Below are 19360 nucleotides of genomic sequence, written 5' to 3'. Positions count from 1 at the left end.
GGGCTACGGCGGGTTCGTGGCGGAGGGGGGTGTCCGTGCCGTCCGTTTCGGCGGGGACCCCGGCCGAGATCAGGGCTCGGCGCATCGCCGGAAGGGTGCGGCCGCCGGCGCGGACCAGGACGGCCATGTCCTTCCAGGGGACGCCGTCCTCCAGGTGGGCCCGGCGCAGGATGTCGGCGATGTTGTCCAGCTCGGCGCCGGCCGTCGGGTACGTGAAGACCTCCACCCGGCCGCCCTCCCGGGTGGCCTGGAGCCCGCGGTGGGCGCGTACCGCCGTGGCCGGCAGCCGCGGGACCGGCATCCGGGTGGTGAGGAGACGGGTCGCCGTCAGCAGGGCCGCGCCGGAGCGGCGGCCCACCGTCAGGGCCTTGACCTCGGCGCCCGGGAAGGCGGATTCGAAGTCCAGGATGTTGTTGATGTCCGCGCCGCGGAAGGCGTAGATCGACTGGTCGGGGTCGCCGAAGGCGACCAGCGTGCCGCCGCGCCCGGTCAGGGCCCGCAGCAGCCGCAGCTGGGAGGCGTCCGTGTCCTGGTACTCGTCCACGAAGATCGCGTCGTAGGAGGAGGACAGGGCAGGGGTGCCTTCCGCCAGGAGGACCGCACGGTGGAGGAGTTCCGCATAGTCCAGCGTGCCCTGCAGGTCCAGGACGTCCAGGTACTCGGAGAGGAAGGCCGCCGCCGCCTTCCAGTCCGGGCGGCCGATGCGGTCGGCGAACGAGGAGAGGGCCTGCGGGCCGAGGCCCAGTTCGCGGGCGCGGGCCAGCACCGCACGGACCTCGTCGGCGAAGCCGCGCGTGGTCAGCGCCGCCCGCAGGTCGTCGGGCCAGCGGATGGAGCGGATCCGGCGCTGGCCCTCGAGGAGGGTGCGGACCATCACGTCCTGCTCCGGGCCGGACAGCAGCCGCAGCGGGTCGGCGAAGAGGTCGGTGTCCTGGTGCGAGCGGACCAGGCCGTAGCAGAAGGAGTGGAAGGTGGTGGCCTGCGGAGCCCGCGCACCGCCCAGCCGCAGGGCGGCCCGGTCGCGCAGTTCCACCGCCGCCTTGCGGCTGAAGGTGAGGATGAGGATGCGGGCGGGGTCCGCCCCGGCTTCCACCCGGGCGGTGACCGCCTCGACCAGCGTGGTCGTCTTACCGGTGCCCGGTCCGGCCAGGACCAGCAGTGGTCCGCCGGTGTGGTCAACCACCGCCCGTTGCGCTGCGTCCAGCACAGGGGGATCCACCCGTTCCGGCCCGGTGCGCACGAGGCGGTACGCGTCGGGGGTCCGCGTATGCCGCCGCTCGGTGCGGCGGCTTTCGGAGGAAGAGGTGATCACGTGGGGTGCCGGTCCTGGAGGGTCTGCGGGTGCTGCCGTGACGGCTCGCGGAGAAGCCGAAGAGGCAACGCTACGGCAACCGGCCGACGCCGCGCAGTCCCCCCGGGTAGCCCGTACGGACGTTCGCACGGTCGCCCGATCGCCCGTCCAGGCCGCGCATGGCCGAAGCTGTCAGGTGTGAGCCTCGTCGCGCGTGCCGTCCTGTCCGGGGTCTCCCGGGGCCCCGTCCCAGCGCGCCCGGCGCATGTCCAGCCGCGGCTCGCCGCCCGCCGTCAGGCGCAGCGGGGTGGCCTCGGCCCGGTAGTGCTCCAGGGCGCGCAGTTCGTGGCCGGGCAGGGGTACGCCGTCCGCCCGCACCACGCGCCACCAGGGCACGGCTCCCCCGTACAGCGCCATGACACGCCCGACTTGGCGCGGGCCTCCCTCGCCGAGCCATTCGGCGACGTCCCCGTATGTCATCACCCGGCCGGGCGGAATACGCTCTGCCACCTCAAGCACGTGCTCCGCGTACGCGGGCAGCTCCTCACTCATTCAGCACATGGTGCAGTACGCCGGAGACCGAGCCGGCGGAAGTCGGGGTTCCGGACCGGCACGCACCCTGATGCCCCGCTGGCCCGTCGGTCCGTGCCACCATCTTCCGGGCGGTGACTGGTGATACGTGATCAAGAAGAGACGGATGTGACGACGAAGGAGCAGGGTGTGAGCCCTCCGGACGGCGCGGCGGACGACGGCGCGCGCCCAGACGACGGCGCCGCCCCCCGCCCCGAACCCGTTCCGGCGACCCGCCCGGAGACCCCGCCGAAGGCTCTGTCGAAGGTCCCGCCGAAGGCCCCGCGCCCCGACGGTGACACCGGCACCGGCACCGACGGTGCGAGCGGCGACGCGGAAGGACCGCACGGCCACGCGTCGGCGGCCGCCGACCGCGTCGAGGTCGACGAGCCGCTGCTCGCCGCCCGCGTGCATCGGCCGTCCGACCTCGTGCGCCTCCTCGTCGGCGTCCTCGGCATCGCCGTCCTGCTCGCCATCGCCGCCTTCGCCCACGGCACGACGGTCGGTCTCGAGGAGGACATCAGCAAGGGGACCGGCCAGGCGCCGGACCTGCTGATCAAGGTCGCGGCGCTCGTGTCCAGCATCGCCGTGCTGCTGCTGCCCGTCGCCTTCGCCATCGAGCGGCTGATCAAACGCGACGGGCTGCGCATCGCCGACGGCGTGCTCGCCGCCGTCCTCGCGCACGGCGTCACCCTCGCCACCGACCTGTGGGTCTCCCAGGCCGCCCCCGACACGATCCAGGACGCCCTCACCCGGCCCGCGGGCGGCGGGGCCCTGACCGACCCGGTGCACGGCTACCTCGCGCCCGTCATCGCGTACATGACCGCCGTCGGCATGACCCGCAGGCCCCACTGGCGCGTGGCGCTGTGGGTGGTCCTGCTGCTCAACGCCCTCACCATGCTGGTCAACGGCTACACCACACCCTTCTCCATCATCCTCACCGTGCTGATCGGCTGGAGCGTCGCCTACGGCACCCTGTACGCCGTCGGCTCGCCCAATGTGCGCCCCACCGGGCAGAACCTCCTCGCCGGACTGCGCCGGGTCGGCTTCCAGCCGGTCAGCGCGATGCGCGCCGAGATGCCCGACGGCCCCGAGACGACCGAGGTGAACGACCGGGGCCGGCGCTACCACGTCACCCTGGAGGACGGCCCGCCGCTCGACGTCACCGTCGTCGACCGCGAGCAGCAGGCCCAGGGCTTCTTCTACCGGGTCTGGCGCCGCCTCACGCTGCGCGGCATCACCACGGGGCGCAGCCTGCTGTCGCTGCGCCAGGCGCTGGAGCAGGAGGCGCTCCTCGCATACGCGGCCATCGCGGCCGGGGCCAACGCGCAGAAGCTGATCGCCACTTCCGAGCTCGGTCCGGACGCGGTGATGCTCGTGTACGAGCACCTGGGCGGCCGGACCCTGGACTCCGTCCCCGACGAGGAGATCACCGACGAGCTCAGCCGCAACGCGTGGGAGCAGGTACGGGCCCTCCACTCGCGGCGGATCGCGCACCGGCGGCTCACCGGGGACGCCCTGGTGGTGGATCGTTCCGGCAATGTCATCCTCACCGACCTGCGGGGCGGCGAGATCGCCGCGGGCGATCTGGTGCTCCGGATGGACGTCGCACAGCTGCTCACCACGCTCGGCCTGCGGGTCGGCGCGGAACGGTCGGTGGCGTCGGCGGTGTCGGTGCTCGGCCCGGACACGGTGGCGGACTGCCTGCCGCTGCTCCAGCCCATCGCACTGAGCCGTTCCACCCGGGCGACGCTGCGCAAGCTGGCCCGGGAGCGGGCGGAGCGGCAGCGGGAGGCCGTACTGGAGTCCTCGCGGGCGGCGAAGGCGGCGCGCGAGGCGGAGTCCGCGGCTTCCGCCACCTCGGCGCCCGCCTCGGCGGCGGCCGACCGCAAGGCGGAGAAGCGGGCCCTGGACGACGCGCTGGACGGGGCGCGCGAGGAGGACCTGCTGAGCCAGATCCGCCAGCAGGTGCTGCTGATCCGCCCGCAGGCTCCGGTGGAGCCGGCCCGGCTGGAGCGGATCCGGCCGCGCACGCTGGTGTCGTTCATCGCGGGCGCGTTCGGTGCGTACTTCCTGCTCACGCAGCTCGCCCACGTCGACTTCGCGACGATCATCGGCGAGGCGCAGTGGGGCTGGGTGGGGGCGGCGCTGGCCTTCTCGGCGCTGACGTACTTCGCGGCGGCGATGAGCCTGCTGGGCTTCGTGCCGGAGCGGGTGCCGTTCCTGCGGACCGTGGTCGCGCAGGTGGCCGGCTCGTTCGTGAAGCTGGTGGCCCCGGCGGCGGTCGGCGGTGTCGCGCTGAACACCCGCTTCCTGCAGCGGGCGGGGGTCCGGCCGGGGCTGGCGGTCGCGAGCGTGGGAGCCTCCCAGCTCTTCGGGCTGGCCAGCCACATCCTGCTGTTGCTGTCGTTCGGCTACCTGACCGGAACCGAGAAGACCCCCGAGATGACCCCCTCCCGGGCGGTCATCGCGGGGCTGCTGACGGTCGCCGTGCTCGTGCTGGTGGTGACGGCGGTCCCGTTCATGCGGAAGTTCGTCGTGACGCGGGTGCGGGCGCTGTTCGCGGGCGTGGTGCCGCGCATGCTGGACGTGCTCCAGCGGCCCAAGAAGCTGATGACCGGCATCGGCGGGATGCTCCTGCTGACCGGCTGCTTCGTGATGTGCCTGGACGCGTCGATCCGCGCGTTCGGGGGCGGCGAGGCCATCAGCTACGCGAGCATCGCGGTGGTCTTCCTGGCGGGCAACGCGCTGGGTTCGGCGGCGCCGACGCCGGGCGGCATGGGCGCGGTGGAGACCACGCTGACGCTGGGGCTGATCGCGGCCGGGCTGGAGAAGGAGGTCGCGATCTCGGCGGTGCTGTTGTTCCGGCTGATGACGTTCTGGCTGCCGGTGCTGCCGGGGTGGATCTCGTTCAACTTCTTGACCCGCAAGGAAGCCATTTAGCCTCCGGCCCGGTCTGCGGGTTGTGCGGGGCCGGGCGGAGACCCGTATGGGTCAGCGCGGGGGCGCGGGCGGCGGAGGGCGCACAGGATGGAGGCATGCCGAGAAACGCCTGGCGGGTCCCCGCCGCCGCCGCACTCGCCGCCGCTCTGCTCTCCACGGCCGCGTGCTCCGACGACGGCGAAGAGAAGCAGCCGAAGGCCGACGGCACCCAGCCGGCCAAGCCCCTCAAGTGGGGTGACTGCGAAGCCCCCACCCCCGCACAGGGCAGCGGCCCGGTCCCGCCCAAGGACTGGCAGTGCGCCACTCTGGACGTCCCCCTCGACTACGCCGACCCGGGGGGCGAGACGATCCCGATCGCCCTGATCCGTGCCAAGGCCCGCGACCAGAAGAACCGTCTCGGCTCCCTGGTCTTCAACTTCGGCGGTCCCGGCGGCTCCGGCGTCGCGACCCTCCCCGGCGCCGCCAAGGAGTACGAGGCCCTGCGCGCCCGGTACGACCTGGTCAGCTTCGACCCCCGCGGGGTGGGCGCCAGCGCTCCCGTCCGCTGCGAGGACGACAAGCAGCTGGACGTGTACTACTCCCAGGACTCCTCCCCGGACTCCCCCCAGGAGGAGAAGACCTACGTCGACAACATCAAGAAGTACCAGCAGGCCTGCAAGGACAAGTCCGGCAAGCTCCTCCCCCACGTCGGCACCCCGGACGCCGCCCGCGACCTCGACCGCATCCGCCAGGCCCTCGGCGACGAGAAGCTGAACTACTTCGGCGTCTCCTACGGCACCGAGCTCGGCGGGGTCTACGCCCACCTCTTCCCCAAGAACGTCGGCCGGGCCGTCTTCGACGCCGTGGTGGACCCGACCAAGAACTCCGAGGAAGGGGCCATGGGCCAGGCCAAGGGCTTCCAGCTGGCCCTCGACAACTTCGCCCAGGACTGCGTGGACCGCGGCGACGAGTGCCGGCTCCAGGGCAGCACGCCCAAGGAGATCGAGGCCAACATCATCAAGCTCCAGAAGGAGCTGGCCGCGAAGCCCATCGCGGGCATCGGGGACCGGCAGCTCACCGAGAGCGCCGCCACCAACGGCATCGCGCAGGCCCTGTACTCCAAGGAGCTGTGGCCGCTGCTGGAGCAGGGGCTCGACGAGGCGGAGGGCGGGCAGGGACAGCTGTTGCTGGCCCTGTCCGACGCACTCAACGGCCGCGACGAGCAAGGGCGTTACAGCAACATCGGCGCCGCCAACACCGCCATCAACTGCGTGGACTCCAAGGACCGTTACAGTCTGGAGGAGACCAAGGCCAAGCTGTCGGCGTTCCGTTCGGCCTCGCCCGTCTTCGGGGACTTCCTCGGCTGGGCCATGATGAGCTGCACCGACTGGCCGGTGCCCGGCACCTCGGAGACCCCTGACGTCTCCGCCCCCGGCTCCGCCCCGATCCTGGTGATCGGCAACACCGGCGACCCGGCCACCCCGTACGAGGGCGCCCGCAAGATGGTGGAGCGGCTCGGCCCCGGCGTGGGCGTGGAACTCACGTACAAGGGCGAGGGGCACGGCGCGTACAACAGCGGCGACCCCTGCGTGCAGGAGGCCGTCAACACCTATCTGCTGGACGGGAAGACCCCGGAGGCGGGCACCGTCTGCACGGCGAGCCCGGACGCCACGGGGACGCCCGTCGCGCCGGAGCCTCCGGAAGGCGCCTGATCCGGATCCGGAGAACGCCGGAGGGGCCGTACCGGGCGACGCGCGCGGTACGGCCCCTCCGGGGTGACTGCTAGTAGACCGGCTTCTCGGGCTCGATCTGGTGGACCCAGCCGATGACGCCGCCGCCGACGTGCACCGCGTCCGCGAAGCCTGCGGACTTCAGGACCGCGAGGACTTCCGCACTGCGGACACCCGTCTTGCAGTGCAAGACGATGCGCCTGTCCTGCGGCAGGTCCTGGAGAGCCTTGCCCATCAGGAACTCGCCCTTGGGGATCAGCTTCGCGCCGGGGATCGAGACGATCTCGTACTCGTTGATCTCGCGGACGTCGATGATCTCGATGGGCTCGTCGTTGTCGATCCACTCCTTGAGCTGCTTGGGAGTGATCGTCGAGCCGAGCGCGGCCTCCTGGGCCTCCTCCGACACGACGCCGCAGAAGGCCTCGTAGTCGATGAGCTCGGTGACGGTCGCGTTCGGACCGCAGACCGCGCAGTCGGGGTCCTTGCGGACCTTGACCTGGCGGTACTGCATCTCCAGGGCGTCGTAGATCATCAAACGGCCGACCAGCGGCTCGCCGACGCCGGTGAGGACCTTGATGGCCTCGGTGACCTGGATGGACCCGATGGACGCGCAGAGCACGCCCAGCACGCCGCCCTCGGCGCAGCTCGGGACCATGCCCGGCGGCGGGGGCTCCGGGTAGAGGCAGCGGTAGCACGGGCCGTGCTCGGACCAGAAGACCGAGGCCTGGCCGTCGAAGCGGTAGATCGAGCCCCACACGTACGGCTTGTTCAGCAGCACGCAGGCGTCGTTGACGAGGTAGCGCGTGGCGAAGTTGTCCGTGCCGTCGACGATGAGGTCGTACTGGCTGAAGATCTCCATCACGTTCTCGGCTTCGAGCCGCTCTTCGTGTAGCACCACGTTCACGTACGGGTTGATGCCCAGCACGCTGTCGCGGGCCGACTCGGCCTTGGAACGGCCGATGTCCGCCTGGCTGTGGATGATCTGGCGCTGCAGGTTCGACTCGTCGACCTCGTCGAACTCCACGATGCCCAGCGTGCCGACGCCGGCCGCGGCCAGGTACATGAGGGCGGGCGAGCCGAGGCCGCCCGCGCCCACGGCCAGCACCTTGGCGTTCTTCAGGCGCTTCTGGCCGTCCATCCCGACATCCGGGATGATCAGGTGGCGGGAGTACCGACGGACCTCGTCAACGGTGAGCTCAGCAGCTGGCTCGACCAGGGGTGGCAGCGACACGGGGACTCCGTAGATGGTTACGTCTTAACGGTGGTTCTCTCCGTAACACTGCCACGCCCGTCTTCATTCCAAGACACCTGTCCCAATTCGTGAGACGATTTCGTCCCAGTACCCGGGCATCGAGGCCCACGGGTCACGGTCGCCGACGGCGCGCCGGTCCGTGAACCAGATGGTGCCCGCGCCCTGCCAGCGGGCGATCCGCATCGCCTCCTCCAGGTGCGTGCGCGGCACCCCGTGGACCAGGTGGCAGAACCGCTCCGCCGGATGGTCGGCGGTCCACTCCGCCACCTGCGACCACCGGTAGTCGGCCCAGGCCCCGGAGAAGGTGACCAGCTGGTCGGCGGCCTCCGCATAGCCCTCGTACGGATGCGTGCCGTGCCCGAGCACGATCCGCAGGTCCTCCCCGAGGCCGCGCAGGGTCTCGACGACCCGGCACACCGAGGCCAGGTCCGCCTTGTCGGCCGGGGTCCCGGCCAGGTAGAAGCCGCCGACCCCGTACCAGTCGCGGAAGCGGTGGGCGTCGGAGACCAGTTCCCCGAAGGACCGCGATCCGCCCCGCATCGCGAGATGGCCGAGGACCGTGCCGCCCGCGCCGTGCAGCTTCCCCGCCGCTTCCGTGCAGTGCGGGTCGGGCCGCCCGCCGGGGCCGTCCGTGACGTTGAGCACGGCCCAGTGCAGCGGGGTGCCGGGGCGGGTCAGCTCGGCCCACTCGACCGGCGCGAGCAGCGGGTGCGCGTAGCCGGGGATGCCGAGGCCGAGGCGGCCTGCCTCGGTCGCGGCGGCGGTCATCGCCCCCGGCGGCGTGGTCAGATGCGGCACGCCGCCTCCATCCAGATGTCCGCGAGGGATTCCTCCAGGTTGATCCGGGGCCGCCAGCCGAGCCGGTCGCGGGCGGTGCGGACGTCCGCCTGCTGCCAGGCCCCGCAGCCGTCGGGGTACGGGTACGGCTGGGGGGCCGCCGCCGAGAGCTGCTCCGCGGTGACCTCGGAGCGGGGGGACCCGATGGAGGCCAGCCCGGCCGGGCGGCCGGGGTGCATGTGCCCCTGCGGGGATCCGCCGTGCGGGACGTCCAGCTCGTGCAGGGCGCCTCCGTATCCGGCGACCCGGGCCAGGACGGCGGCCGCGTCCCGCAACCGGACCGCCCGGCCGGTGCCGATGTTGACGACGCCCTGGGCGGCGGACAGGGAGGCGGCGTGCACGGCCCGCGCCACGTCCCGTACGTCGACGAAGTCGCGCTGCACGCCCAGCCCGCTGAGCTTCAGCTCGCCGTCGCCCGACTGCATCGCGCGGCGCATGGCCTCGGCGAGCCGGCCGAGCGGGGATCCGGCGGGGGTGCCGGGGCCGACGGGCGAGAAGATCCGCAGGACGACGGCGTCCAGCCCGGAGCCGAGCACGAGCTCGGTGGCGGCCAGTTTGCTGACGCCGTACGGCCCGCCGGGTCTCGGCACGGCGTCCTCGGCCGTGGAGGATCCGGGCTGGCTCGGCCCGTACTCGGCGGCGCAGCCGAGCTGGACGAGGCGCGCCCCGCAGCCGCTGCGGCGCAGCGACTCGCAGATCGTGGCGACGGCGACGGTGTTGTGCCGGGTCAGCTCCCGGGCCCCGCCCCGGGTGGCGCCGGCACAGTTGATGACGACGCCGGGGTGGACGGCGTCCAGGAAGCGGGTGAGCGCGCCGGGGCTGCCGGTGGCCAGGTCGAAGCGGACGTCGGCGTCGTCGCCGCGGCCGAGCGCGGTGAGCTGGACGGCGGGGTCGGCGAGCAGCCGGTCGGCGACGTAGCGCCCGAGGTATCCGTTGGCTCCGATCAGCAGCACCCTCATCGCGAGACCCCTTGGTTGGTTGGCTGGCCGGTCATGTCTGTTTCTCCTTGCGGGCGGATGGATGGATGGATGGGGCGGGGTACGGGTAAAGCGCCTCGGCGTCGGCTCCGAAGGTCGGTGGTCGTCCCTGCGCCGTCAGGGCCGCGCATGCGCGGATGCACGGGACAGGGCGAGGACGGCGTGTAGGAGGAGGCCGGCCGCGGCGGCGAGCGCCGCCGGCGGCACCGGGATCAGGGCGAGGGCGAGGGCGGCTCCGACGGGACCGCGGTGGGCGCCGTGCCGGAGCAGGAGCCGGGTCAGGAACAGCAGCAGGGCGAGCGGCACCGCCACCAGGAGCGGGGTGCCGGCGAGCGCGGCCGCCCCCGCGGCGGCCCCGGTGAACACGGCGACGGCCGCGACGAGCAGGGGACGGGCCCGGTCCGCGAAGTCGTCCAGGGCGCGGCTCCCGCCGAGCCGGGCCCGGGCCCCCGCGGCGAACGCGGCGGCGAGCAGGTGCCCGGGGGCGACGGCCAGCGCGAGGGCGACGGCGAGGGCGGCGCCGTGCCGGTGCGCGGCCCAGCCCACCAGGGCCGCGGCCAGCAGGTGCGCGGCGTAGGGGAACCGGCCCCCGGCGGTCCGCCCCGGCCACACCAGAGCGGCGACGGCGGCGGCCACGGCGACGTGCCCGGCCCACGCCTGCCCGGCGGCGGCCGCGCCGAACGCGAGGGCCCCGGGCAGGAGCGCGTAGCCGAAGCCCCGGACGGCGGGGGCCCCTGCGGAGGCCCTTGCGGGGGCCCGGCCGGGCTGGGCGCCGGGGTGCTCCCCACGCGGGCACCGGGCGTACAGCTCCTCGGCGAGCGAGAAGACGTCGCGGTGGCGGAAGCGTGCGGCGGTGCGGTCGGTGATGCCGTGGGCTTCCAGCCCGGCGGCGATCTCCAGTGGGTCCACGGCCCGCTCGCACAGCTCCCGGTGCCGGTGCAGCAACGCCTTGACGGGATCCCCGCCGCCCCGCCGCCGCACGGCCTTCGCGGCCGCCCCGCCACTTCCGCCGGCGGTGCGCGGACCCGCACCTTCAGCCTCGACACTTCCAGCCTCGCCGGGGGCGAATCCAGCCTCGCCGGTGTTTGAGGCGCGGGGTCCGGGACGGAGCCCTGGCAGCGGCGCAGGTGTGACGACGTCCTCTGGTGCGGCGCCGTTGCCGGGGGCGCTGCCCCCAGACCCCCGCGCCTCAACCGCCGGCAGGGCTGCGAGGGGCCAGGGCTCGGGGGGCGTCAGCGGAGCGGGATGTGCCGGGGGGGCGGTCTGCGGGTCGACGGTGGTCATACGGCGGCCTCCGAGCTCGGGTCCGGGAGGGGCCCGGCCCAGGTCGGGCTGGTCCAGTGGCCCGGGACGCGCGCCTCCGGGGGCCGGGCGAAGGGGACCTCCCCGGCCGGCCGGGCGGAGCCCTTGGCCAGCAGCCGCAGGTAGATCTCCTGGAAGGCGGCCACGTTCTGCTCGACCGTGAAGAGCTCCAGGGCCCGCGCCCGGGCGGCCGCGCCCAGCCGCTGCGCCCGCTCGGGATCGCGCAGCAGCGACAGGCAGGCGTCGGCGAGCGCCCGGGGGTTGCGCGGCGGGACGACGAGCCCGGTGCCGCCGATGACCTCGAACACCGCGCCCACGTCGGTGGAGACGGTGGCCCGGCCGCAGAACATCGCCTCGGCCAGGGTGACCGGGAAGCCCTCGATGACGGAGGACAGCACGACGACGCGCCCGGCGCCGTACGCCGCGGCCGAGGAGGGCGCGTCAGGTCCGCCGATCTCCTCGAAGGTGACGGGGTTCTCCCCGGCCGTCACCGCGTCCGCGGCCTCGTCGGGGAAGAGCTGCGCGGCGAGGGAGCGGCAGTCGGCGAGGTAGCCGGGTGCCGCGGCCGTGGCAAAGATCCGCAGCCGGGTGTGGGGAGCGGCCCTGCGCACCTCGGCGAAGGCGTGCAGCAGGGCGATGAGGTCCTTGGCGGGCTCTATCCGGCCGACCCACACGAGCGTGTCGGGGTCCCCGCAGTCCACGGCTTCGCCGACGGTGGCGAATCGGTCCGCCTCCATCCCCGGGTAGACGGTGCGCAGCCGTTCCCGGGTGGCTCCGCACTTCTCCTGCCAGCGCCGGGCGTGCGCGTTCCCGGGGGTCAGGAAGTCGGCCCGGGCGTAGATCTCGCCGGCCAGCCGGAGGTGGAAGGCCGCGAGCAGGGCCCGTACGGCGGGGCGGTCGGCCGGCTCGCGCCGTGCGTCGAGCTGGGCGAGGTAGTGGGCCCGGAGCTGGACCCCGTACTCGGTCACCAGCAGCGGGACCCCGCAGAAGCGTTTGGCCAGCAGCCCCGGGAGGGCCGCCACCCCGCCCGCCGCCGCATGGCAGATGTCGGCCGCGCCGAGACCGCCCGGGTCCTCGTACCAGTCGAGGGACAACGGCCGCAGCATCCGCTCCAGTTCGTCCACGAACTCCAGCAGGTCGGTCACCTGCGCCGCCCGTACGGTGCCGCTCGCGCCCGGCGCCCGGCAGGCGGACTCCAGGGCCCGCACCGCCGACTCGGAGCGCAGTGCCGCGTACAGCCCGCCCTGTTCGCGGGCGAGTTCGGCGAGGCCGTACAGCCCGGAGGCGAAGGGGTCGGGCGCGCCGGCGCAGATCCCCTGGACCAGCTCCCGGAAGCAGTCGCCGAACCGTCGGCGCTCGCGCCGGGAGTAGCTCCGTCCGTCGTCGGCGGGGGCCCACAGGGGGGCCGTCCGGACGCGGGTGACGTGCTCCGGCAGCGGGACCCGCGCGCGTTCCTGCTCGGCGCTGCGGCTCAGTGCGTAGAGCTCGAACTCGTGCTGCGGGAGCCCGCGCACGAGCCGGTCGCACCACAGCCTCGCCTCTCCCGTCGCATACGGATAACCACCTTCCGTGACCAGTCCGATCCGCACGAGTGGCACCCCCGATCTCCCGTTCAGGCGGTCGCCGTCGGTCAGGCGACCCGCCGCGGGAGAACTCAAGCGGATATGCCGAAGGCGCGACGGACGGTTGTCCGTCGCGCCACCGGAAGGGGTGAAGAGTCGTAACTTTCCCGTACGGTTCGCGTTCGAGCACGCTAGAAGTACGGCCTAGGCGAAGGCCTCCTGCCGCGAGGTGCGGCGCTCGGCGGCCAGTACCGGATCCAGTGCCGGGACGGCGGCCAGCAGCTGGCGGGTGTAGGCGTGGGCCGGGCGGTCGTAGACCTCGTCCACCGGCCCCTCCTCCACGACCTCGCCGGCCCGCATGACGGCCACCCGGTCGCTGACCTGCCGGACCACCGCCAGGTCGTGCGCGATGAAGACCAGGGCGATGCCGAGCTCCCGCTGGAGTTCCGCCAGCAGCGCGGTGACCTGGGCCTGCGTGGTCACGTCGAGGGCCGAGACCGGCTCGTCGCAGACGATCAGCCGGGGGCGGGGCGCCAGGGCCCGGGCGATGCCGACGCGCTGGCGCTGGCCGCCGCTGAACTCGTGCGGGTAGCGGTCGTAGTGCCCGGGCTCCAGCCCGACGCGCAGCAGCAGCTCCCCGACCCGTGCCCGCACGGCCGCCTCGTCCCGCTCCCCGGCCGCGCGCAGCGGGTCGGCGATGGACTCGCCGACGGAGCGGCGCGGATTGAGGGAGGACACCGGGTCCTGGAACACCATCTGCACGCCGGCCGCGATCCCGCCGGCCTCCGCGCCGTCCCGGCGGACCTGCCCGGAGGTGGGCTCCAGCAGCCCGACGAGCATCCGCCCGAGCGTGCTCTTGCCGCTGCCGCTCTCCCCCACGATCCCGAGAGTCTCCCCGGCCCGCACGGCGAGCGAAACCCCGCCGACGGCCACGACCCGCCGCTTCCCCCGCCCGAACTCCCGCCGCACCCCGAACACTTCGACGACGGGTTCCGCGGCATCCTCCAGCCCCGCCGCACCATCCGGCCCCGTCGGCGCTCGAGGCGCGGGTGCGGGCAGGGCCCGGGAGGCCCGCGGCCCGTCCAGCCTCGGCACCGCCGCCAGCAGAGCCTGGGTGTACGGGTCGGCCGGCGCCGAGAGGACCGACCCCACCTCCCCCCGCTCAACGGCGTGGCCGCCCCGCATGACCAGCAGCTCGTCCACGCTCTCCGCCGCCACCCCCACGTCGTGGGTGACCAGCAGCAGCCCGAGCCCGCGCTCCTCCCGCAGCCCGTGCAGCAGGTCCAGGATCTGCGCCTGGACGGTGACGTCCAGCGCGGTGGTCGGCTCGTCGGCGATCAGCAGCCGCGGCTCGCAGGCCAGCGCCATCGCGATGAGGACCCGCTGCCGCATGCCGCCGCTGAACTCGTGCGGCCGCGCGCGGGAGCGGCGTACCGCGTCCGGGATGCCCACCCGGTCCAGCACCTCGACGGCCCGCGCACGGGCGGCCCGCCGGGAGACGTCCGCGTGGACCCGGTACACCTCGGCGATCTGGTCGCCGATGGCGTAGTACGGGTCGAGGGAGCTCAGCGGGTCCTGGAAGACCATGGCGGCGGTTCCGCCGCGCAGGCGGCGCAGTTCGGCCGCCGGGGCCGCGGCCACGTCGGTGCCGCCCACCCGGACGGTCCCGGCCAGCCGTGCGCCCGTGCCCCGGTGCAGTCCCAGCAGGGCTGCGGCCACGGTGGACTTGCCGCTGCCGGATTCGCCCACGATGCCCAGGGCGCGTCCCGCGTCCAGGGTGAAGGAGAGCCCGTCCACGGCACGTACGTACTCCCCCGCACCGCCGACCGCGAAGTCGACCACGAGGCCGTCGACGTCCACCAGTGGTTGCGTCATGCGAGGGTCACCCTTCGGTCCGCGGCGGCGTAGAGCAGGTCGGCGATCGCGCCCGCGAGGACCACGGCCGTGCCGATGGCCAGGACGACGCCGACCACGACGGGCAGGTCCACGACCCGTACCCCGTCGATGAGGGTCTTGCCGAGGCCGGGGATCCCGAACAGCGACTCGGTCAGCACGGCGCCGCCGATCATCGTGCCGAAGTCCACGGCGCTGAGTGCGATCACGGGGGCCACGGCGCCGCGCACCGCGTGCCGGGTGACGAGGGCCCGCTCCCCCACCCCGTAGGCGCGGAAGGTGCGGATGTGGTCCTCGGCGAGCGTCTCCAGGGTCGAACTGCGCGTGAGACGGGCGTATTTGGCGCTCTCGAAGAGGCCGAGCGTCACCCACGGCAGGAGCAGGTTCCAGGCCCACTGCTCGGGGTCCTCGGTCAGCGGCACGTAGGTCGGGAAGGGCAGCCACTGCAGGTAGGCGCAGACGCTCATGAGCAGCAGCAGTCCCAGGATGAAGACGGGGGTGCCGGTACCCGCGAGCGTGAGGACGGTCAGCACCCGTTCGGTGATGCCGCCGCGGCGCAGCGCGGACAGCAGCCCGGTGCCGACGCCGACCACCAGCCAGATCACCAGCGCGCCCAGCGCGAGCGAGAGGGTGGCGGGCAGCCGCTCCAGGATCAGCTCGGTGACCTGCTGGTCGTTCTGGTACGAGAATCCCAGGCAGGGCGCGTCGCAGTGCAGGACGAGCCCGGCGCCGCCGGAGTGGTCCCGGCCCGCCAGCAGCCCCTGGAGGAAGTGCAGGTACTGGGTGACCGCCGACTCGTTCAGCCCGAGCTGTTCGCGTACTTGGGCGATCTGCGCCGGGTTGCAGCGCTCCCCGCAGGCGAGCCGGGCGGGGTCTCCGGGGGCGAGGTAGAAGAGGGCGTAGATGAGGACGGACAGCGTGAGCAGCACGAGCAGTGCGCCGCCGGTCCGTTTGAGCACGAAGCGGGTCACTGCTTGCGCTCCTTTCTGGTGCCGACCCGCAGGCGCGAGCCTTCGCGCGGGTCGAGGGCCGTGCGGACGGCGTCGCCCAGCACGGTGAAGGCGAGCACGGTGACGAAGAGCAGCCCGGCGGGGAGCAGGACGTAGGTGGGGTCGGCGCGGAACCAGGTCTGGGCGCTGGACAGCATCTGTCCCCAGGAGGGGGTGGGCGGTTTCACGCCGACCCCGAGGAAGGACAGCGAGGCCTCGGCCACCATGGCGGCGGGGACCTTGATCGCGGCGAGGGTGATGACGGGGGCGGCCAGCGAGGGCAGCAGTTCCCGGCGGGCGATCCGCAGGGTGCCGTTGCCGGAAAGACGGGCGGCGTCCACGAAGTCCAGGTCGCGCAGGGCGAGGGTCTGGGCGCGCACCATCCGGGCGACGCCGCCCCAGTCGAGCAGTCCGATGATCAGGATCAGCAGCAGCGGCCGCGGGAAGTCGGGCGGGACGACGGCGGTGAGGGCGATGCCGAGCACCAGCATGGGCAGGGCGATCATCACGTCGGTGAACCGGCCGATGACCTGTCCCGCGAAGCGGTTGCCGAGGGCGGCGGCGAGTCCGGCGGCCACTCCGACGGCGGTCTGTACGGCGGTGGCGCCGAGGGCGACGAGCAGGGAGATCCGGGCGCCGTGGGCGAGCCGGGTGAACAGGTCGCGGCCGGTGCCCGGTTCGACGCCGAGCCAGTGGTCGGCGGAGATCCCGCCGAAGGAGCCGTACGGGACGCCGCCGCGCGCGGAGTCGACCAGGTCGTCGTGGTAGGCGTTCGGGTCCTGGCCGGTGAGCTGGGCGAGCAGGGGCGCGGTGAGGGCGAGCAGGGCGAGCAGGGCCAGGACACCGGCCGCCGCGAGGGCCGCGGGGCGGCGGCGCAGGCGCCGCCCGACCTGGCGCGCGGTGCCCGCGCCCGGGGTGACGATCCCGGGCGCGGGCACCGACGGTTCGGCGGTGAGGGTCACTTGACGGAGACCTGCGAGATGTCGAGGACGCCCGTCCAGTCGCTGATCACGACGTTCTTGACGTCCTTGCCGACGAGCCGCTTGTAGACCGGGTGGAAGAGCGGCACGGCGAGGGCCTGCTCGCCGATCTTCTTGTCGAGGGCGCCCCAGCGCTTGCCGGCGGCCGCGAGGTCGGTCAGCTTGGCGATCTCGTCGATCTCGGCGTTCACGGCCGGGTCGTTCAGCTGTGCGTGGTTGTAGTTGGAGCCGTTGGCCACGATCTGCCGGCCGTCGAAGATCGGGGCGAGGAAGGGGCCGCCGGACGGCCAGTCGGCGCCCCAGCGGGAGAGGAAGAAGCCGGGGGTGTTCTTGGCGTCCCAGCGCTTCTCGTTGAAGGCGTTGTTCTCCAGGCCCTCCAGCTTGACCGTGATCCCGGCGGCGGCGAGCGCCTGCTGAACGGCGGTGGCGACCTCGGGGCTGGTCTGGCGGTTCTGTGCGGTGGAGTGGGTCAGGGTGACGGTGACGCCGTCGGGGAAGCCGGCCTCCTTGAGCAGTTCCCCGGCCTTGGCCGGGTCGCCCGTCTTGCCCGCCGGGAAGTGGTCGTAGGGCGTGAAGCCGAAGGCCTCGCGCTCGGGCAGGAAGGTGGTGGCGGGCTCGGCGAGCGCGGAGCCGCCCGCCGCGTTGACCACGCTGGTGCGGTTGATCGCGTGGGAGACGGCCTGGCGCACCTTCGGGTTGTCGAAGGGGGCCACCTTGGGGTTGAAGGCCAGGTAGTTGACGTAGCCGAAGTGGCCGGTGCCGATGCGGCCCTCCAGCTCCTTGTTGCTGCCGATCTGGGCGAGCTCGGCGGGCCCGAGGTTGGTGTCGGTGGTGATGGCCGCCGCGTCGGCTCCGGAGCTGGTGGACAGGCGCTGGTTGATGACGGCGGAGTCCAGCCCGGAGCGGACGTCGATCTTGTCCGGGTAGGCCTTGCGCTCCTCGTCGGTCTTCTCGTCCCAGTGCTCGTTGCGCTCCAGGGTGAGGTGCTCGCCGTCGTTGTCGTTCTTGACGACCTTGTACGGGCCGGAGGAGACGGGGTGCTCCTCGTACTTGACCCCGGTGTCCTTGGCCCTGGGGACGGGCGCGAACTGCGTCTGGGTGGCGACGAAGGGGAACTCGCCCTCGGGCTTGCGCAGTTTGAAGACGATCGTCTTCGCGTCGGGCACGACGATCGAGTCGAGGCCCTTGCCGCCGTCCTTGTAGGGGCCCTCGTACGTCTCGCCGCCGACCAGCCAGTCCCGCAGGTACGGGGCGCCGCCCGACAGCTCACCGGCGAAGGACCGCTCGATGCCGTACTTGATGTCGGCGGTGGTGATCGGGGTGCCGTCCTCGTACTTCAGCCCGTCCTTGAGCGTGTACGTCCACTCCGTGGCGTCGGCGTTGGGCCTGCCTGTGTCGGTGGCCAGGTCGGGCACGACCTTGGTCCCGGCCGCCCCGGCTTCGCGGTTGCGGGTGGTCAGCGTGCGGAAGACCAGCGAGGGAACGTTTCCGCCGCCCGAGGTGTAGAGCCGGGCCGGGTCGAAGTCGCTCTGCGGCTCGGAGTTGAGGACGGTCAGGGTGCCGCCCTTCTGCGGCGCACCCCCGGCGGCGCCCGGCTTGTCGCCCGAACCGGCCTTGTCCGCGCCGTCCTTGGGCCCGCAGGCGGCGGCGCCCCCGGCCAGTACGAGGCTGACGGCGACCGCGGCCACGCGGCGCGATATGTGGGACTGACGCAACATCGGAGAAGGACCTCTCGGCGTGAAGGAAGAAAGGGGAAAAGGCCACGCCAGGGGCAGCGATCGGCGCCGGAAAAGGGGTCACCGATGACGAAGGAGCCGCGCCTGCGGGCATGCGTACACCCGGGCGCGGCGAATGGGGAAAGAGGGTCGCGGCGCTTCAGGCAGGCGTCAGCGACAGAAGATGTCGGCCACGCTGTGCGCGGTCACACCAAGCAGCGCCAGCTCAATGGCGGCGCTCGCGGTCATGGTGTGGTGCTGCGACATGCGGAGAACCATCGCCGATGATCGGACGGATTGTCAACGCGGATTCCTGCCGCGGCGGCGGTCCGTGGCTTCAACTACCGGGGTGCACCCACGGGTTGGCCTTGCACTGGATTCCGCCGATGTCGAGGGACTTCGTCTGCTGCTGCATGATCGGCGCGAGCGCACCCGGGGTCTGGCAGTTCACGTGCCCGTGTCCGAGCCGGTGTCCGACCTCGTGGTTGATGAGCATCTGGCGGTAGGCGAACATCTGGTCCGGGCCGTAGGTCGCGGAGCCCTGCGCCCAGCGGAACGCGTTGATCATGACCCGGGAGGTCGACGCGGAGTCGCAGGAGACGTTGTCGACGGTGGTGTCGAGGTCGGACTTGGCGCACCACACCCCGGTGGTCCCGGGGCTGGCCAGCGTGATCACGAAATCGGCCTCGCCGCCCGGCACCCGCTCGAAGGTCATCGCGCCCCCGTGGGCCCAGCTGCGCGGGTCGTTGAGGGTGCGCTGCACCGCCTCGGCGAAGAGCTGCGGGTCCAGGCCCAGGCCCTGCTCGACGTCGACGCGGTAGCGCACGAGCTTGCCCTTGCCGGGGGCCTTGGCCACGCCGGGCACGGTGTCGAAGGTCCCGGGGCCGGTGAGCTTCGCGTCGATCGGCAGCTGCTGCGCCATCTGCTGCTCGTACGTCAGCTCCGGCGCGGGCCCGACGGAGGGCGCCGCGGGCGCGGGCACGGGGCCGTTCGGGGTGGGGCGGCCGTCCGAGCGGGAGGCGGCCGTGTCGGACCGGCCTTCGTCGGGAGTGGCCGCCGCGCCGGTCTTGACCGAGTCGCCGTCCGCGAGCACCTGGCCCGCGACGACGACGGCGAGGACGGTGGTGACGGCCGCGGCCGCCATCCCGGTGTACGTGCGGACCTTGTGGCCGCGGCCGGAGCCGGGCGGCTCCGCGACGGGGTCGACCGGTTTTCGCGGCCCGGGCACGCGGCGGTGCGACCCGGTGGAGGTGAAGGGATCGGGTGCGGGATCCGGTACGGGCGCCGGGGCGCGGGCCGGGTCCGGGGCCGGGCCCGGGGCGGGCGGCTCCAGGACCACC

The 19360-nt window shown here is 73.3% G+C and carries 15 protein-coding genes; 2 read left to right on the top strand and 13 right to left on the bottom strand.

The features are described 5' to 3' along the window. On the bottom strand, positions 1–1309 hold a 1309-nt coding region (locus tag PV721_RS28815), incomplete at its 3' end, for an ATP-dependent helicase (RefSeq protein WP_319729148.1). 174 nt (positions 1310–1483) lie between these two features. After that, positions 1484–1843, bottom strand: a complete 360-nt coding sequence (locus PV721_RS28810) for an MGMT family protein (protein ID WP_319729146.1) — start codon at positions 1841–1843, stop codon at positions 1484–1486. A 120-nt stretch (positions 1844–1963) separates the two neighbouring features. On the opposite strand from PV721_RS28810, the gene PV721_RS28805 reads away from it, so the two are divergent. Both PV721_RS28805 and PV721_RS28800 read left to right on the top strand, forming a co-directional pair. Next, on the top strand, positions 1964–4804 hold the full coding sequence (locus PV721_RS28805) for a lysylphosphatidylglycerol synthase domain-containing protein (protein WP_416371202.1): 2841 nt from the start codon (positions 1964–1966) through the stop codon (positions 4802–4804). 95 nt (positions 4805–4899) lie between these two features. Then, positions 4900–6495 (top strand): alpha/beta hydrolase, encoded by a 1596-nt coding sequence (locus PV721_RS28800; protein ID WP_319729141.1) that lies wholly within the window; start codon positions 4900–4902, stop codon positions 6493–6495. A gap of 70 nt (positions 6496–6565) precedes the next feature. Here PV721_RS28800 and moeZ read toward each other — a convergent pair whose 3' ends face one another. The 11 genes from moeZ to PV721_RS28745 all read right to left on the bottom strand — a co-directional run. Then, positions 6566–7744, bottom strand: coding sequence for an adenylyltransferase/sulfurtransferase MoeZ (gene moeZ / locus PV721_RS28795; RefSeq protein ID WP_319729139.1), 1179 nt, complete (start codon positions 7742–7744; stop codon positions 6566–6568). Positions 7745–7807: 63 nt separating this feature from the next. Then, positions 7808–8563 carry a spherulation-specific family 4 protein gene (locus PV721_RS28790; protein ID WP_319729137.1) on the bottom strand — a complete coding sequence of 252 codons (756 nt, stop codon included), beginning with the start codon at positions 8561–8563 and terminating at the stop codon, positions 7808–7810. Continuing rightward, positions 8551–9561, bottom strand: coding sequence for an NAD-dependent epimerase/dehydratase (locus tag PV721_RS28785; RefSeq protein WP_319729134.1), 1011 nt, complete (start codon positions 9559–9561; stop codon positions 8551–8553). Before PV721_RS28785 ends, PV721_RS28790 begins: the two co-directional genes overlap by 13 nt. A gap of 135 nt (positions 9562–9696) precedes the next feature. Further along, entirely contained in the window at positions 9697–10524 is an 828-nt protein-coding gene (locus PV721_RS28780) for a hypothetical protein (RefSeq protein ID WP_319729133.1), read from the bottom strand. Between the two features lie 335 nt (positions 10525–10859). Next, positions 10860–12470: a DUF3492 domain-containing protein gene (locus tag PV721_RS28775; protein ID WP_319729131.1), complete on the bottom strand. Its 1611-nt coding sequence runs from the start codon at positions 12468–12470 to the stop codon at positions 10860–10862. A gap of 177 nt (positions 12471–12647) precedes the next feature. Continuing rightward, a complete protein-coding gene (locus tag PV721_RS28770) occupies positions 12648–14318 on the bottom strand; it encodes an ABC transporter ATP-binding protein (protein WP_319729129.1) in 1671 nt (556 codons plus the stop codon). After that, on the bottom strand, positions 14315–15307 hold the full coding sequence (locus tag PV721_RS28765; RefSeq protein WP_319729127.1) for an ABC transporter permease: 993 nt from the start codon (positions 15305–15307) through the stop codon (positions 14315–14317). Before PV721_RS28765 ends, PV721_RS28770 begins: the two co-directional genes overlap by 4 nt. After that, positions 15304–16287 (bottom strand): ABC transporter permease, encoded by a 984-nt coding sequence (locus PV721_RS28760; protein WP_319729125.1) that lies wholly within the window; start codon positions 16285–16287, stop codon positions 15304–15306. The genes PV721_RS28765 and PV721_RS28760 overlap by 4 nt, the downstream gene beginning before the upstream one ends. After that, entirely contained in the window at positions 16284–18023 is a 1740-nt protein-coding gene (locus PV721_RS28755) for an ABC transporter substrate-binding protein (protein WP_319729123.1), read from the bottom strand. Before PV721_RS28755 ends, PV721_RS28760 begins: the two co-directional genes overlap by 4 nt. 168 nt (positions 18024–18191) lie before the next feature. Beyond that, positions 18192–18287, bottom strand: a complete 96-nt coding sequence (locus tag PV721_RS28750; protein ID WP_319729120.1) for an Ms4533A family Cys-rich leader peptide — start codon at positions 18285–18287, stop codon at positions 18192–18194. Between the two features lie 70 nt (positions 18288–18357). Further along, positions 18358–19360, bottom strand: a 1003-nt coding sequence (locus tag PV721_RS28745; protein ID WP_319729118.1) for a DUF3152 domain-containing protein, incomplete at its 5' end; no start/stop codon positions are given.

The organism is Streptomyces sp. MB09-01, from assembly GCF_033794505.1.
GTDB lineage: Bacteria > Actinomycetota > Actinomycetes > Streptomycetales > Streptomycetaceae > Streptomyces.
Note: the sequence above shows the minus strand (reverse complement) of the source record. Positions and strands in the feature narration are given on the sequence as shown.

What these genes read in the sequence shown, in the direction of transcription:
- PV721_RS28810 (WP_319729146.1), bottom strand. Translation starts at nt 1,843, where the DNA reads ATGAGTGAGGAGCTGCCCGCGTACGCGGAGCACGTGCTTGAGGTGGCA.
- PV721_RS28800 (WP_319729141.1), top strand. Translation starts at nt 4,900, where the DNA reads ATGCCGAGAAACGCCTGGCGGGTCCCCGCCGCCGCCGCACTCGCCGCC.
- PV721_RS28785 (WP_319729134.1), bottom strand. Translation starts at nt 9,561, where the DNA reads ATGAGGGTGCTGCTGATCGGAGCCAACGGATACCTCGGGCGCTACGTC.
- PV721_RS28770 (WP_319729129.1), bottom strand. Translation starts at nt 14,318, where the DNA reads ATGACGCAACCACTGGTGGACGTCGACGGCCTCGTGGTCGACTTCGCG.
- PV721_RS28755 (WP_319729123.1), bottom strand. Translation starts at nt 18,023, where the DNA reads ATGTTGCGTCAGTCCCACATATCGCGCCGCGTGGCCGCGGTCGCCGTC.
- PV721_RS28750 (WP_319729120.1), bottom strand. Translation starts at nt 18,287, where the DNA reads ATGTCGCAGCACCACACCATGACCGCGAGCGCCGCCATTGAGCTGGCG.